Annotated in this window: 12 protein-coding genes; 8 read left to right on the forward strand and 4 right to left on the reverse strand. The window is 43.9% G+C overall.

The window, feature by feature from the left end:
• Window positions 1-72: 72 nt before the first annotated feature.
• The 4 genes from mglC to Q0203_RS06375 form a co-directional block, all read right to left on the reverse strand.
• Entirely contained in the window at window positions 73-1083 is a 1011-nt protein-coding gene (gene mglC / locus Q0203_RS06360) for a galactose/methyl galactoside ABC transporter permease MglC (RefSeq protein ID WP_290521921.1), read from the reverse strand.
• An 18-nt stretch (window positions 1084-1101) separates the two neighbouring features.
• Window positions 1102-2622, reverse strand: a complete 1521-nt coding sequence (mglA, locus tag Q0203_RS06365) for a galactose/methyl galactoside ABC transporter ATP-binding protein MglA (RefSeq protein WP_297930560.1) — start codon at window positions 2620-2622, stop codon at window positions 1102-1104.
• An 85-nt stretch (window positions 2623-2707) separates the two neighbouring features.
• The gene (gene mglB, locus Q0203_RS06370) at window positions 2708-3700 is read right to left on the reverse strand and encodes a galactose/glucose ABC transporter substrate-binding protein MglB (protein WP_021616310.1); all 993 of its coding nucleotides are present in this window, start codon (window positions 3698-3700) and stop codon (window positions 2708-2710) included.
• 216 nt (window positions 3701-3916) lie between these two features.
• Window positions 3917-4936 carry a substrate-binding domain-containing protein gene (locus Q0203_RS06375; RefSeq protein WP_297930514.1) on the reverse strand — a complete coding sequence of 340 codons (1020 nt, stop codon included), beginning with the start codon at window positions 4934-4936 and terminating at the stop codon, window positions 3917-3919.
• A 244-nt stretch (window positions 4937-5180) separates the two neighbouring features.
• Here Q0203_RS06375 and galT point away from each other — a divergent pair, with 244 nt between their 5' ends.
• The 8 genes from galT (at window position 5181) to Q0203_RS06415 (ending at window position 14137) form a co-directional block, all read left to right on the forward strand.
• Window positions 5181-6224: a galactose-1-phosphate uridylyltransferase gene (gene galT / locus Q0203_RS06380; RefSeq protein ID WP_297930517.1), complete on the forward strand. Its 1044-nt coding sequence runs from the start codon at window positions 5181-5183 to the stop codon at window positions 6222-6224.
• A gap of 179 nt (window positions 6225-6403) precedes the next feature.
• Window positions 6404-7558 (forward strand): galactokinase, encoded by a 1155-nt coding sequence (galK, locus tag Q0203_RS06385; RefSeq protein ID WP_297930520.1) that lies wholly within the window; start codon window positions 6404-6406, stop codon window positions 7556-7558.
• Window positions 7552-8583 (forward strand): galactose-1-epimerase, encoded by a 1032-nt coding sequence (gene galM, locus Q0203_RS06390; RefSeq protein WP_297930523.1) that lies wholly within the window; start codon window positions 7552-7554, stop codon window positions 8581-8583. The genes galK and galM overlap by 7 nt, the downstream gene beginning before the upstream one ends.
• A gap of 186 nt (window positions 8584-8769) precedes the next feature.
• The gene (recO, locus tag Q0203_RS06395; RefSeq protein ID WP_297930563.1) at window positions 8770-9483 is read left to right on the forward strand and encodes a DNA repair protein RecO; all 714 of its coding nucleotides are present in this window, start codon (window positions 8770-8772) and stop codon (window positions 9481-9483) included.
• Window position 9484: 1 nt separating this feature from the next.
• On the forward strand, window positions 9485-10801 hold the full coding sequence (gene rlmD, locus Q0203_RS06400; RefSeq protein WP_297930526.1) for a 23S rRNA (uracil(1939)-C(5))-methyltransferase RlmD: 1317 nt from the start codon (window positions 9485-9487) through the stop codon (window positions 10799-10801).
• Between the two features lie 9 nt (window positions 10802-10810).
• A complete protein-coding gene (gene relA, locus Q0203_RS06405; protein WP_297930530.1) occupies window positions 10811-13039 on the forward strand; it encodes a GTP diphosphokinase in 2229 nt (742 codons plus the stop codon).
• A 24-nt stretch (window positions 13040-13063) separates the two neighbouring features.
• Complete coding sequence (locus Q0203_RS06410) at window positions 13064-13420, forward strand: diacylglycerol kinase (RefSeq protein WP_297930533.1); 357 nt, start codon at window positions 13064-13066, stop codon at window positions 13418-13420.
• A gap of 54 nt (window positions 13421-13474) precedes the next feature.
• Window positions 13475-14137: a DNA alkylation repair protein gene (locus Q0203_RS06415; RefSeq protein ID WP_297930536.1), complete on the forward strand. Its 663-nt coding sequence runs from the start codon at window positions 13475-13477 to the stop codon at window positions 14135-14137.
• The last annotated feature ends 226 nt before the right edge of the window (window positions 14138-14363 follow it).

The following is a 14363-nucleotide window of genomic DNA, read 5'->3' on the forward strand; positions in this document are numbered from 1 at the left end:
TGCCATCGAACCATAACATATAAAGTGCGGTCGTTTTTTATGGCGTTTTTCAATGTTTCATGAATCGGAAGATTATTTTTTCTTCGCGTATTTCAAGGAGTCGATAGCTACTGCGAGGATGATGATGCTACCTTTGATGATATATTGCCAGTAAGGGTTCACACCGATATAAGTCAAACCATAGTTAATCACGGTGAAGATAATAACCCCGGTAATCACACCGATAACCGTACCCACACCACCGGCGAAAGACACACCGCCTACCACGCAGGCTGCGATAGCATCCAATTCATACATGAAACCGAGGTTATTGGTTGCAGAACCGATACGACCAGCCTCTAACATACCACCGAATGCATAGAACATACCGGCAATCATATAGATGACAACAAGGTTACGAGCCACGTTTACACCGGAAACTTTTGCCGCTTCAGGGTTACCACCGATCGCAAAGATATTTTTACCGAAGCGTGTTTTGTTCCACATCACCCACACACCGAAAGCACAAATGGCCGCATAAATGGTGATATAAGAGAGCTTAAACGAACCTAGACGGATGAAGCCTTGAGCAAAAACAGAGAAGTTTTCGCTGAAACCGGCGATAGGGGAACCGCCTACAGCATCGTAATAAAGGGAGTTGAAACCGTAAACGATAATCATGGTACCCATGGTGGCGATGAACGGCGTTACGTTTAAGTAAGCGATCACCAAACCATTGACTAAACCGATGACTGCACCCACAGCACAAACAGCAAGGATAACTACCGGAATTGGAATTTCACCGAGGTCAGGGAAAACACGGTTCATGTTTTCCATGGATTGCAACATGGTCGCGGAGATTACCGCGGCGAGACCAACCTGACGACCGGCGGACAAGTCGGTACCTTGTGTCACCAATAAGCCGGCAACCCCAAGCGCGATGATTAAACGCACGGAGGACTGGGTCAGAATGTTACTGAAGTTAACCAAGTTAAGAAATGTCGGATCTTGTGCGATGATGATGCCAAGTAAAATCAACAACACAAAATAAATCGCATTTTGTTTTAGGAAATCGAATGATTTATTTTTTTCTAAGGCACTCATAATTTGTTCCTTTGTTATTTATAAATATTTTGCGGCAAGTTGCAAAATTTCTTCTTGAGAGGTTTTTGCCGTTTCAACGATACCGGCAACCTTACCGTTACTCATGACGAGAATACGGTCGGTTACCCCAAGGAGTTCAGGCATTTCGGAAGAGATCATGATGATACCTTTATCCTTTTTCGCCAGTTCCTGAATTAATTGGTAAATTTCAAATTTTGCACCGATATCGATCCCGCGGGTCGGTTCGTCCAACATCAGAATCTCCGGTTGGGTTAATAACCAACGACCGATAATGACTTTTTGTTGGTTACCACCGGAAAGCGAGCCAATCGTTGTTTTGTGCGATGGTGTTTTGACATTCATGGAATCAATAACCCATTGTGTGTCACTGCTCATCTTCTTATTACTGAGTAGTTTCCAAGGGGTTAAATAAGATTTCATGTTGGAAATCAACGAGTTGAACTCAATGCTTAAGTTAGAGTAAATCCCTGTTGAACGACGCTCTTCGGTCACGAGCGCAAAACCATTATTGATTGCCTCAAGTGCGGTGTGATTTTTTACTATTTTTCCGTTGAGTTTAATGGTGCCGCTTTTCAGTTCACGCACACCAAAAATGGCTTCCACGATATCCGTACGTTTCGCACCGACAAGGCCGGCAATCCCTAAAATTTCCCCTTTACGCAAATTGAAAGATACATCTTGAATAGAAGGTTGGTTTAATGCCGTCAGATTTTCCACTTCTAAGGTAATTTCTTTTGGAACGTTAGTTTTTTCCGGGAAACGTTGGGTGAGTTCACGGCCTACCATCATGGACACGATTTGATCCATGGTTGTGCCTTTCACCGGGATAGTATTAATCCATTTGCCATCGCGTAAAATAGTGATTTCATCACAAATTTTGAAGATTTCGTCCATTTTGTGAGAAATGTAAATAATGCCGCAACCGCGATCTTTTAATTTTTGAATGATTTTAAACAGATGTTCTACTTCTTTTTCAGAAAGTGAGGATGTGGGTTCATCCATAATCACGATTTTAGCGTTGTAAGAAAACGCTTTCGCAATTTCGATCATCTGCATTTGTGAAACAGAAAGTTTGGCGACTTTTTCTTTTGGATCAACATCAATGTCCAATTCATCAAAAATCGCTTTGGTATCACGGTACATTTTCGCGTGATCCACAAAAGGCCCTTTAAGTGGGTAACGACCTAGCCACAGGTTATCCATTACGCTGGTTTGACGCACAAGGTTAAGTTCTTGGTGCACCATGGAAATGCCGTTTTCTAAGGCTTCTTTTGAGGTTTTAAAATTCACGGGTTTGCCTAAAAACAAGATTTCACCTTCGTCTTTAGCGTAAATGCCGAACAAGCATTTTAACAACGTGGATTTACCCGCACCGTTTTCCCCCATCAATGCGTGTACAGAATGCGAACGGACGCTTAAGTTTGCGTGATCTAAGGCTTTTACGCCCGGAAAGGACTTGCTGACATTAGTCATGGTAAGCAGGACTTCGCCATTTTGGCTTCCGCTTTGACTTTGAATTTGCTCTGTCATATCCAACCTCATAAATAAAGGGGAAGGGACATAAGTGTTGTCCTACGCTTCCCCTTACATTAATAAAACAAATTTATTTTAAGAATTCTGATAAGTTATCTTTATCTACACCAACATAAGGAACGCGTACAACACGATCTTTAAGTTCCCATTTAGTGCCTTCGGTCGCCGGTTTGCCGTTTGCCAAGTTATTAGATAATTCAACAACCGCTTTACCTTGGTTTACACCGTCATTTAACACAGTACCTGCAAGTTCACCTTTTTTGATCAGTTGTAATGCTTCAGGTAGGGCGTCAACACCGAAGATTGGTAATTTTTTACCGTGTGCTTTGGTTGCTTCTAATGCACCTAATGCCATACCGTCATTGTTAGAAATGATCACTTCGATGTCATTTGCTTTAGAGCTGGATAACCATGCATCGACTTTATCTTTCGCTAAGGCTGCGTCCCACATACCGGTATCAATGAAGAGTTGTTCAGTTTGGATACCTTGTGCATTTAATTGTTCAATCACATATTTGGTACGTGCTTCAGCATCTGGGTGACCCGGTTCGCCTTTTAATAAAACATATTGGATTTTACCGTCTTTGTTTAAGTCTAATGCCGGCATTGCTTTCCATTGTTTTGCAATTAAGTCACCTTGGATAATACCGGATTCTTTCGGATCGGTACCTACAAAGTAAGCGTTATCATAAGAAGCGATTGCTTTTGCACCCGGGTCTTTATTGAAGAACACAACAGGAATATTGTCCGGTTTGGCTTTACCGATGATGGTTGGTGCCGCAGATGGGTCAACTAAGTTGATGGCTAACGCTTTTACGCCTTTTGAAAGTAATACGTCAACTTGGTCGTTTTGAATAGACTGTGCGTTTTGAGAGTCATTCATTAATAATTTCACGTCTTTTAATTGATCTGCGTCTTTTTGGATTTCTTTACGCATCAAAGACATAAAGTTGTCGTCATATTTATAGATTGTCACACCGATACGGGTTTCTGCTTGTGCTGCGCTGATGCCGGCACCGAAAGCTACTGCTAAAGCAACTGCACTTAATACTGTTTTTTTCATAATGCATGTTCTCCATTAATTGTTCATATAAAGAATAAAGAGGGTTTTCTTTCAGTGATAATTCATTAAAGCATTATTATCAAAATCTTACCTTTTTACACTGCAATCGCTACTCGGGTAATTGGCGGTAAGGATACCTTGTTTTTTGCAGAAAGAATGTGATCATATTCACATTTATGAAAACGATTACATCTCTCGCTCAAAAATAATGCAATTTTAATGTTTTTCCTCCTTTGGGTGGACGTTTTCCACCGAAAAGCGTCTGACTAGTGTCGGATTAAATTGCGGATTAATGGGTAAGGAAAGGGTTTTATCAACCAAACTTAGTGCCAGTTTGGCGGCATAATTTGCCATAAGATCAATAGGATAACGAATCGTTGTAAGTTTAGGCACCAAATAACGGGCAATTGGCATATCGTCAAAACCGATAATAGAGAACTGTTTCGGCACTTTGATATTGTTTTCATTGAGTACGGATAACGCACCTGCTGCCATGGAATCATTATAGGCAACAACGGCTGTTAAATTATCGTTATAACTCAATAGGTTAATCATGGCTTCTTCACCGCCCTCGAAATCCGGTGTGCTATGTACGATGGCGTTCTCAACAATGGGGATACCCTGTTCTGTAAGCGCATTCAAATAACCTTGTTTACGCTCAGCTTCGTCGTTAATTCTATGGTTTGAGCCGATATAACCGATATGGCGATGTCCTGCGTTAATCAGCGTATTGGTAGCAATATAAGTGCCTTTTTGGTTATCCAATCCGACACAGCGGGATTCATAACCTTTAATACAACGGTTGATAATCACCATGCCCGGCACACTTTCTAAATAATCCGCTAAAGTTTGATCATCTAACGCTTTGGAATGCACGACCAAACAATTACAACGTTTACGCAGTAGGGTATCAATGGCTTCTTTTTCTTTTTCCGCCTGATGGTATCCCATGCCGATCAAAATATTTTTGCCATGCTCCATGGCAACGTGATCAACCGCTTTCACTAAAATTGCAAAAAAAGCGTCCGTTACATCGGTCACTACAACGCCTAATGTATCGGAACTTTGCGAAGCCAAAGCCTGCGCATTGGCATTCGGACGGTAGCCTAATTGTTCAATGGCGTTCAATACAGCGGCACGGGTGTGTTCTTTCGCACAAGGGTGATTATTTAACACCCTAGATACTGTCGCGACAGAAACGCCAGCCTGTTTAGCAACATCTCGAATAGTAACCATAGATATCCCTTCATTATATGTGACTAAAACCGAAGGAATCATAATCGGAAAAAAGACTTTTTGGAAACGCTTACTTTTAAAAGTGTCGTGTATGTCACAGTTTTTCTCATCAGCTTTATAGCTGAAATAAATAGAAATTCATTTTTGTGATCTTGCTAACAGTTTAATTTGTTAAATATGCTATTTTATGCCATATTTTTGTAATCGTTTTCATAAATTAAATACAACCGAACAGAGGTACATTATGACAACTGTTTTTGAACCTACCGATCATCCGCACCGCAGATATAATCCGTTAACCGACCAATGGGTTTTAGTTTCTCCTCATCGCGCTAAACGTCCATGGCAAGGACAACAAGAGAAAGTCAATGAAGAACAAAAGCCAAGTCATGATCCAAATTGTTACCTTTGCCCACGTAATAAACGCATTACCGGCGAACTCAATCCCGATTATCACAAACCTTATGTGTTTAAAAATGACTTCTCCGCGCTGTTAGAAGACACACCGGCACCGCAAAATAACGACAATCCGTTATTCCAAAGTTCACAAGCGCGCGGGGAAAGTCGCGTCATTTGTTTTTCACCCGACCATAGTAAAACGTTGCCATTATTGACCGCACTTGAGATCGAAGAAGTCATTAAAGTCTGGCAAGAACAACTCCGTGAACTCGGACAAAAATACCAATGGGTACAAATCTTTGAAAATAAAGGCGCAGCAATGGGCTGTTCTAACCCGCATCCGCACGGACAAATTTGGGCAAACAGCTTTTTACCGAATGAAGTGGCGAGAGAAGATAAAGCACAACGTCAATATTATGAAAAACAGGGTTCTGTGCTGTTGGTGGATTATGTCCAACAAGAACTGGCCCGCAAAGAACGTATCGTTGTGGAGACAGAACATTGGGTTGCCGTGGTGCCGTATTGGGCGGTTTGGCCGTTTGAAACGTTGTTATTGCCAAAAGCACAGGTTAAACGCTTAACGGAATTAAGTGACGCACAAGCGAAAGATTTGGCGGTGATATTGAAAAAACTCACGACCAAATACGACAACTTATTTGAAACCTCTTTCCCGTATTCCATGGGTTTCCACGCTGCACCATTTAATGGCGAAGAAAATGAACATTGGCAACTACATGCTCATTTCTATCCACCACTTTTACGTTCCGCTACCGTGCGCAAGTTTATGGTGGGCTACGAAATGCTCGGCGAAAGCCAACGCGATTTAACGGCAGAACAGGCAGCAGAAAGACTGCGTGCGTTGAGTGAAATTCACTATAAACTGAAATAATGCGCCCAATTCCCCTCTTTAGCAAAGAGGGGTTAGGGGAGATTTGGCGGTAGGGGAGATTTGGCAGAAGGTACACCAATCTCATATGAAATTTAAATATCGCAATTAAATCTCCCCCCGCCCCTCTTTACAAAAGAGGGGAGCTGATTGAGCAATACTTGAAGATAAAGGACACAAACATGACCCCAATCCAAAAATCCCAACACATTTTCACCCCAAAATATAACAAACAACCTGAATTGACCGTGTATGCGCCGGGTCGAGTCAATATCATCGGCGAACATACCGATTACAACGACGGCTTTGTGATGCCATGTGCGATTAACTATGGTACGGCGATTGCCGGCGCGAAACGCAACGATCATGTTTGGAATGTGTATGCTGCTGATTTGGATTTGTCAGATGAGTTTTCACTAGATAAAGAAATCCCCCAAAGTGAACAAAAATGGGCAAATTATGTGCGTGGCGTGGTGAAGTTCATTCAAGAACGTTGCCCTGATTTTAAACAAGGCGCGGATTTGGTGATTTCCGGTAATGTGCCGCATTCTTCCGGCTTAAGTTCTTCTGCTGCGTTAGAAGTGGCAACGGGAAAATTCTGTCAGCAGCTAGGCGATTTACCTTTAAGCCATACAGACATTGCGCTTATCGGGCAAAAAGCAGAAAACAAATTTGTTGGTGCCAACTGTGGCAATATGGATCAGCTGATTTCTGCGCTCGGACAACAAGATCATTTATTGATGATTGACTGTCGTAGTCTTGAAACCCAACCAACGCCTGTGCCGCAGGATGTGGCGGTGATTATCGTGAATTCTAACGTGCCGCATGATTTGGTTACCGGCGAATACAACACCCGCCGTCAGCAATGTGAACGTGCAGCGACGTTTTTCGGCGTGAAAGCCCTGCGTGATGTGTCTGTGGCACAATTTAAAGAAAAAGAAGCAGAATTGACCGCACTTGATCCGCTGGTCGCAAAACGCGCCCGCCATGTGGTCACGGAAAATCAACGGGTGTTAGATGCGGTAGACGCCTTGAAACATAATGACTTAACCCGTCTTGGCGAATTAATGGGGCAGTCGCATGATTCCATGCGCGACGATTTTGAAATCACCGTGCCACAGATTGACTATTTAGTAGAATTGGCACAGTTGGTCATCGGCAAACAGGGCGGGGCACGCATGACCGGAGGGGGATTCGGTGGTTGCATCGTTGCCCTTGCGCCACATGATAAAGTAGACGCCGTACGCAAAATCGTGGCAGACAATTACGAAAAACAAACGGGCTTGAAAGAAGACTTCTATGTTTGCACGGCTTCACAAGGAGTGCGTGTATGCTAGAACAACACGCCCAAGGCACTGCGCCGGACGGTTTGCCGTTTCAGCTTTTCACGTTGCAAAATACGCAAGGAATGCGTGTGCAATTTACCGATTGGGGCGCAACTTGGATATCTTGCAGCGTGCCGGTCAACGGTGAATTGCGAGAAGTGTTGCTGGGTTGCAAGTTGGAAGCTTATCCAATTCAGCAAGCCTATTTAGGCGCGAGTGTCGGACGCTATGCTAACCGTATTGCCAATGCCCAATTTACGCTTAATGATAAAATTGTGGCCTTAACCGCCAACCAAGGAACGCATCAACTTCACGGTGGTGTAAACGGTTTTGATAAACGCCGTTGGGCATTAGAAAAGTGCGGTGAAAATTTCGTGTGTTTTTCTTTGCATTCTGCCGACGGCGATCAAGGTTTTCCCGGCAATGTGGATGTGACGGTAACTTACACCTTAACGGAAGAGAATTCGGTCATAATTGAGTATGCCGGGAAAAGCGATCAGGATACGGCATTGAATTTAACTAACCATGCTTATTTCAATTTAGAAAACGCTGAGCAGGGGACAGATGTTCGTCATCACCGCTTGCGCCTGAATGCAGATTTCTATTTGCAGGTAAATAGCGAAGGGATTCCAAATTCGCCGTTAAAACACGTTGTCGGCACCAGTTTTGATTTTCGCGTTGCCAAGCCGATTCAACAGGATTTTCTACAAGGCGAACAGCTTGCCACCAAAGGCTACGATCATTCTTTTATCGTCAACAAAGCCTGGCAAAAACCTTGTGTTTTGCTGAGTTCACCAAATGATGATTTGCATTTGGAAGTGCTAACTTCACAAGCAGCATTACAGGTTTATACCGGTAATTTCCTCGGCGGCACACCTACTCGACATGGCACGCAATACGCGGATTACAGCGGTGTTGCGTTGGAAACGCAATGTCTTCCGGACACGCCAAACCATCCAGAATGGCAAAATTACGGCGGTATTGTAAAAGCCGACAGTGAGTATTATCAATGGACGGAATATTGCTTTAAGGCATAGCAAGGCTGGCGATCGTGGCTTGTGAAAAATGGGCTACGATCTTGGCTTGAGTGATATTTCGGCGTTTTGTGTCAGTCATGCCGTCATCCCATTTCCTTTTCTTCTAAAATCACCTACAAAATCCCACAAAGTGCGGTGGGAAATCTGCTAAAATAAACATTGGTTTTTTATCGACGAAAGGGCGACATCATCGAAAATTGGCAACGCGGTTTTGTACTACATCGCAAATCTTACAGCGAAACCAGCTTATTGGTAGATTTACTGACCGAAGATTTCGGGCGTATCAGCGTATTGGCAAAAGGCGCACGGGCAAAGCGCTCCATGCTAAAAGGCGTGCTACAACCCTTTACGCCGTTACTGCTACGTTGGAGCGGTCGCGGTGATCTGAAAATCCTGACCAAAGCAGAACCTGCCGCCATTGCCTTACCTTTACAAAATGTTGCCTTATACAGCGGATTTTATTTAAACGAACTCATTTGCCGCGTATTGGAACCGGAAACGGCCTATCCGCAATTGTTCCAACACTATTTGCAATGTTTAACGCAATTAGCCGTATCACAAACCAATGTAGAACCTGCGCTACGCACCTTTGAATTTCAACTCTTGCGTACCTTAGGTTATGGCATTGATTTCACTCATTGTGCCGGCTCCGGCAAAGCCGTGGAAGCGGACATGACTTATCGTTACCGCGAAGAAAAAGGCTTTATTGCTTCCTTAATCAAAGATAATTTAACCTTTTACGGGCGGGAATTATTGGCGTTTGAACAAACCCAATTTGACGAACCCTCTGTATTATCGGCAGCCAAACGCTTCACGCGCATTGCATTAAAACCGTATTTAGGCGACAAGCCCTTGAAAAGCCGAGAATTATTTACCCAACACAGCTTATATTCAAAATAACATGGCATTACTTTACAGCGACACCAAACCAAAGAAAAAGACCGAAAATTTCACCGCACACATTCTTGATTTGGATTATCAAGGCTTAGGCGTGGCTAAAATCAACGGCAAAACCTGGTTTATTGAAAACGCGTTGCCGCAAGAAAGCGTAGAAGTTCGCATATTGGAAGAAAAACGCCAATACGGTCAAGGCGTAGCGCAGCGTATTTTACGCCCAAGTCCTCAGCGCCAAACACCGCCATGCGTTTATTTTGAACAATGCGGGGGATGCCAAAATCAACACATTCCTATTGAATTACAACGTTCTACCAAGCAAACCGCATTGGTTCAACGCCTGTCCCGTTTACAGCCGGCGCCTATTCATTTCATGCCGTTATTGCAAGGCGAGCATTGGCATTATCGCCGTCGGGTACGTTTAAGCGTATTGTTTGATAGCAAAAATCATAAACTGAATATCGGCTTACGGCGTAAAAATTCACAGCAAATTATTCCGATTGAACATTGCTTGGTGCTGGAACAGCCGCTGAATGATTTATTGCCCAAACTGACCGCACTTTTCGAGCAATGGACAACACCACAACAACTGGGGCATATTGAACTTGTTGCGGCAGACAATGGCATCGCCATGTTATTACGCCATATAAAAAATATCGGTGAAACCGACCGTACTTTATTATTACGGTTTGCCGAACAACAGCAACTCATGTTATTTGTACAAGAACATGACAGCATTGAACATTGGTATGGGGAACAGCCCTATTACCGTTTAGACGATGACATCACGTTGCAATTTGATATTCGCGATTTCATTCAAATTAATGCACAATTAAACCGTCAAATGATCGCAACAGCGTTAGACTGGTTGGAGCTTAACCAACAAGATCATGTGTTAGATTTGTTCTGTGGTATGGGCAACTTCACCTTACCGCTAAGTCGCAAAGTAAAAAGTGCGGTAGGAATTGAAGGTGTTTCTGCGATGGTGGAAAAAGCCCGCGCCAATGCCGAACGAAACGGTTGTCATAATGTCCAATTTTACCGGAGCGATTTGGATAAACCCTTTATCAGTCAACCGTGGGCGCAGCAACCCTTCAATAAAATTTTGCTCGATCCACCACGCACAGGGGCGGCATTTGCTTTAAATGCACTCTGTCAGTTACAGGCTGAAAGCATTCTGTATGTTTCTTGCAATCCTGCAACACTCGTGCGAGATACGGAAATCTTGCGTGACGCAGGCTATCAATTGGATAAAGTCGCCATGATCGATATGTTCCCGCAAACCGGTCATTTAGAGTCGATAAGTTTATTTCGAAAAAGATAAGGATTCATTATGGTCGCTGTGAGAGGATCTCATTTATTAAATCCTAAAGATTTTGAGATTGAAAAATGGTGCGCTAACTTAAATGTCGCAGAAAATGTCAAAGCCAACTTAATGACGGCATGGCATTATTCGCAACAGAAAATGACCTTGCGTGCCGAGCATCAGCAGGAAAAAGCCCATTTGCTGACGTTCGGCGTGGAAATGGTGGAAATCCTCAACAGCTTAAACATGGATGCCGATAGCTTGTTCACCGCCATGCTCTTCCCTATCGTACGCGATCAACTGGTGGATTTAGCCCAAATTGAAGAAGATTTCGGCGCGAATATCAGCAAACTGGTACGCGGTGTTATCGAAATGGACAATATCCGCCAACTCAACATCACCCATTCTGCCAGCAGCTTGCAGGTGGATAATGTGCGCCGAATGTTGCTCGCCATGGTAGATGATTTCCGCTGTGTGATTATCAAATTGGCAGAGCGTATCGCCTTTTTGCGTGATGCCGAAAAAAATTATACGGAAGAAGAACGCGTCCTCGCCGCGAAAGAATGTGCCAATATTTACGCCCCGCTTGCCAACCGTTTAGGCATCGGACAGCTCAAATGGGAACTGGAAGATTACTGTTTCCGTTATTTACACCCGGAACAATATCGCGCCATCGCCAAATTATTAAAAGAACGCCGTCTTGACCGCGAACAATACATCGCTGATTTTGTCTCCGAACTTTCCGGTTATTTACAAGAAAATATTCCCCAAGTGGAAGTCTATGGTCGCCCGAAACACATTTACAGCATTTGGCGAAAAATGCAGAAAAAGCACTTAGAGTTCAGTGATTTATATGACGTCCGTGCGGTGCGTATTGTCGTGCAAAAATTGCAAGATTGTTACACCGCACTTGGCATTGTACACACTCATTTCAAACATCTGCCAAAAGAATTCGACGATTATGTCGCCAACCCGAAACCGAACGGCTACCAATCTATTCACACCGTGGTGTTGGGTAAAGGCGGCAAACCGATCGAAGTACAAATTCGTACCCAACAAATGCACGATGATGCCGAACTTGGTGTCGCGGCACACTGGAAATACAAAGAAGGCGCCAGCGCCGGCCGTTCCGGTTACGAAGAAAAAATCGCTTGGCTACGCAAACTCTTGGCGTGGCAAGACGATATTACCGACTCCGGCGAAGTTATGGCAGAATTACGTAGCCAAGTGTTCGATGATCGCGTCTATGTCTTTACGCCGAAAGGCGAAGTGGTGGATTTGCCAACAGGCTCAACGCCACTCGATTTTGCCTACGCTATTCACAGTGAAATCGGCCATCGTTGTATCGGTGCCAAAGTGGGCGGACGCATTGTGCCGTTCACCTATCAGCTCCAAATGGGCGATCAGGTAGATATCATTACCCAGAAAAACCCGAACCCAAGTCGTGACTGGCTGAATCCGAACCTCGGCTTTACCCACACGGCAAAAGCCCGTGCGAAAATTCATGCGTGGTTCAAAAAGCTGGATCGTGATAAAAATATTCCGGCCGGCAAAGAATTGTTGGAAAGCGAAATTAACCGCTTGGGCATCAGCTTAAAACAAGTTGAACAGCAAGCCTTGCCGCGTTACAACCTAAAAAATCTTGATGATTTATACGCAGGCATTGGCGGCGGTGATATTCGTATCGGGCCGTTAATCAACTTCCTGCAAAACAAATTCATCAAAATCTCCGCGCAGGAAGTGGATGAAGAAATCTTGCGCCACGTCAGCACCAAAAGTGCGGCCAACGCCCAACAAAAAACCGAACGCAAAGACTGCGTTATCGTCGAAGGCGTTGGTAACTTGATGCACCATATTGCTCGCTGCTGCCAACCGATTCCGGGCGACAGCATTGTGGGTTACATCACCATGGGGCGTGGCATTTCCATTCACCGTTGTGATTGCGAGCAATTCCTCGAACTGCAAAGCGTTCACCCGGAACGTGTAGTGGAATCCCGTTGGGGCGATAATTATTCTAACGGCTTCCATCTCAATATTCGCATTGTGGCGTCAGATCGCAATGGCTTATTGCGCGACATCACCACCGTGCTGGCAAACGACAAAATCAGCGTACTCGGTGTGTCTTCCCGTACGGATACGAAGCGCCAAGTGGCAAACATCGACATGCAAATTGAACTCAACAACGTGGAAATGTTGAGTAAGATTCTGTCCCGTTTAGAAAAACTGGATGATGTCATTGAAGCTAAACGCCTCTAATAACAATAAATAAAGGAAAACCTAATGGACAAAACGACGGGGCTAACCCACTTAATCAAATCCACTCAATATTCCATGCAAGGCTTAAAAAGTGCGGTCAAATATGAAACGGCTTTTCGCCACGAGCTTTTTTGCTGCCTTTTCATGATTCCCTTGGCATTATGGCTCGGTGATGATGCCATTGAAAAAGCGCTGATGATTGGCAGCGTATTGTTAGTCTTAGTGGTAGAACTGCTCAATAGTGCTATCGAAGCCGTAGTGGATCGCATTGGCACAGAACGTCACGAACTTTCCGGTCGTGCCAAAGATCAAGGCTCTGCCGCCGTGTTTGTTGCACTGGTTATTGTCGCGATAACCTGGGCGCTCATGTTGTTTAATTAAAAAATGCGGTCAAAACTGACCGCACTTTTAAATAATCCCAAACAGAAAGTGAATATGCCAAAAATACAAGCGATTCTAACCCTGTTACAAAATGCTGCAAATTCTGGCAAAGCTATCGAAATGGCAGCGTATATGAAAAATCAGTTTGATTTTCTTGGTATTCCTACACCGTTGCGCCGTAAACTTTGTAAACCGTTATTTAAAGGGGCAGCAATATCACAAGCGCCAGATTGGGATTTTGTGGAAGATTGTTGGACCAATCCCTATCACGAAATGCAATATATTGCGATGGATTATTTGAATGTAGTAAGCAAACAACTGACACCGCAAGATTTACCTCACATTGAATTGCTGATTACCCGAAAATCTTGGTGGGACAGCACGGATGCCTTAGACAAAGTGGTCGGAAACATCTATTTAAACTTCCCAGAAATCCGACCGCAGTTAATTCGTTGGAGCCAACGCGACAATATCTGGTTGCGGAGAGTCGCTATTAATTGCCAATTATCACTGAAGCAACAAACAGATAAAGCGTTACTTAGCGAAATCATCCAAAATAATTTTGGTCAGTCAGAATTTTTCATTAACAAAGCTATCGGTTGGGCATTGCGTGAATACGGAAAAACCAATCCGGATTGGGTGAAAAATTTCGTACAACAACATAGGGAAAAAATGGCACCGTTGAGCGTACGAGAAGCGTTGAAAAGATTGAAATGAAGCAAAATGACGGCCTATGAAGCTCCAATTCGTGCACCGAGGTGCACTAACTGGAATCACGTTCGGTGTGGAAATCTCTCCGTAGCGTGCAACTTGTTGCACGAACTGGAATGACGCTCGATGGGAAATCATTCGTGCATCAAGATGCACGCTACAGAATTAAATAACGCCCCGTAGCGTGCAATTTGTTGCACGAACTAGAATAACGCTCGGTGGGAAGTCATTC

It is taken from the genome of uncultured Aggregatibacter sp. (assembly GCF_938046485.1).
Classification (GTDB): domain Bacteria; phylum Pseudomonadota; class Gammaproteobacteria; order Enterobacterales; family Pasteurellaceae; genus Aggregatibacter.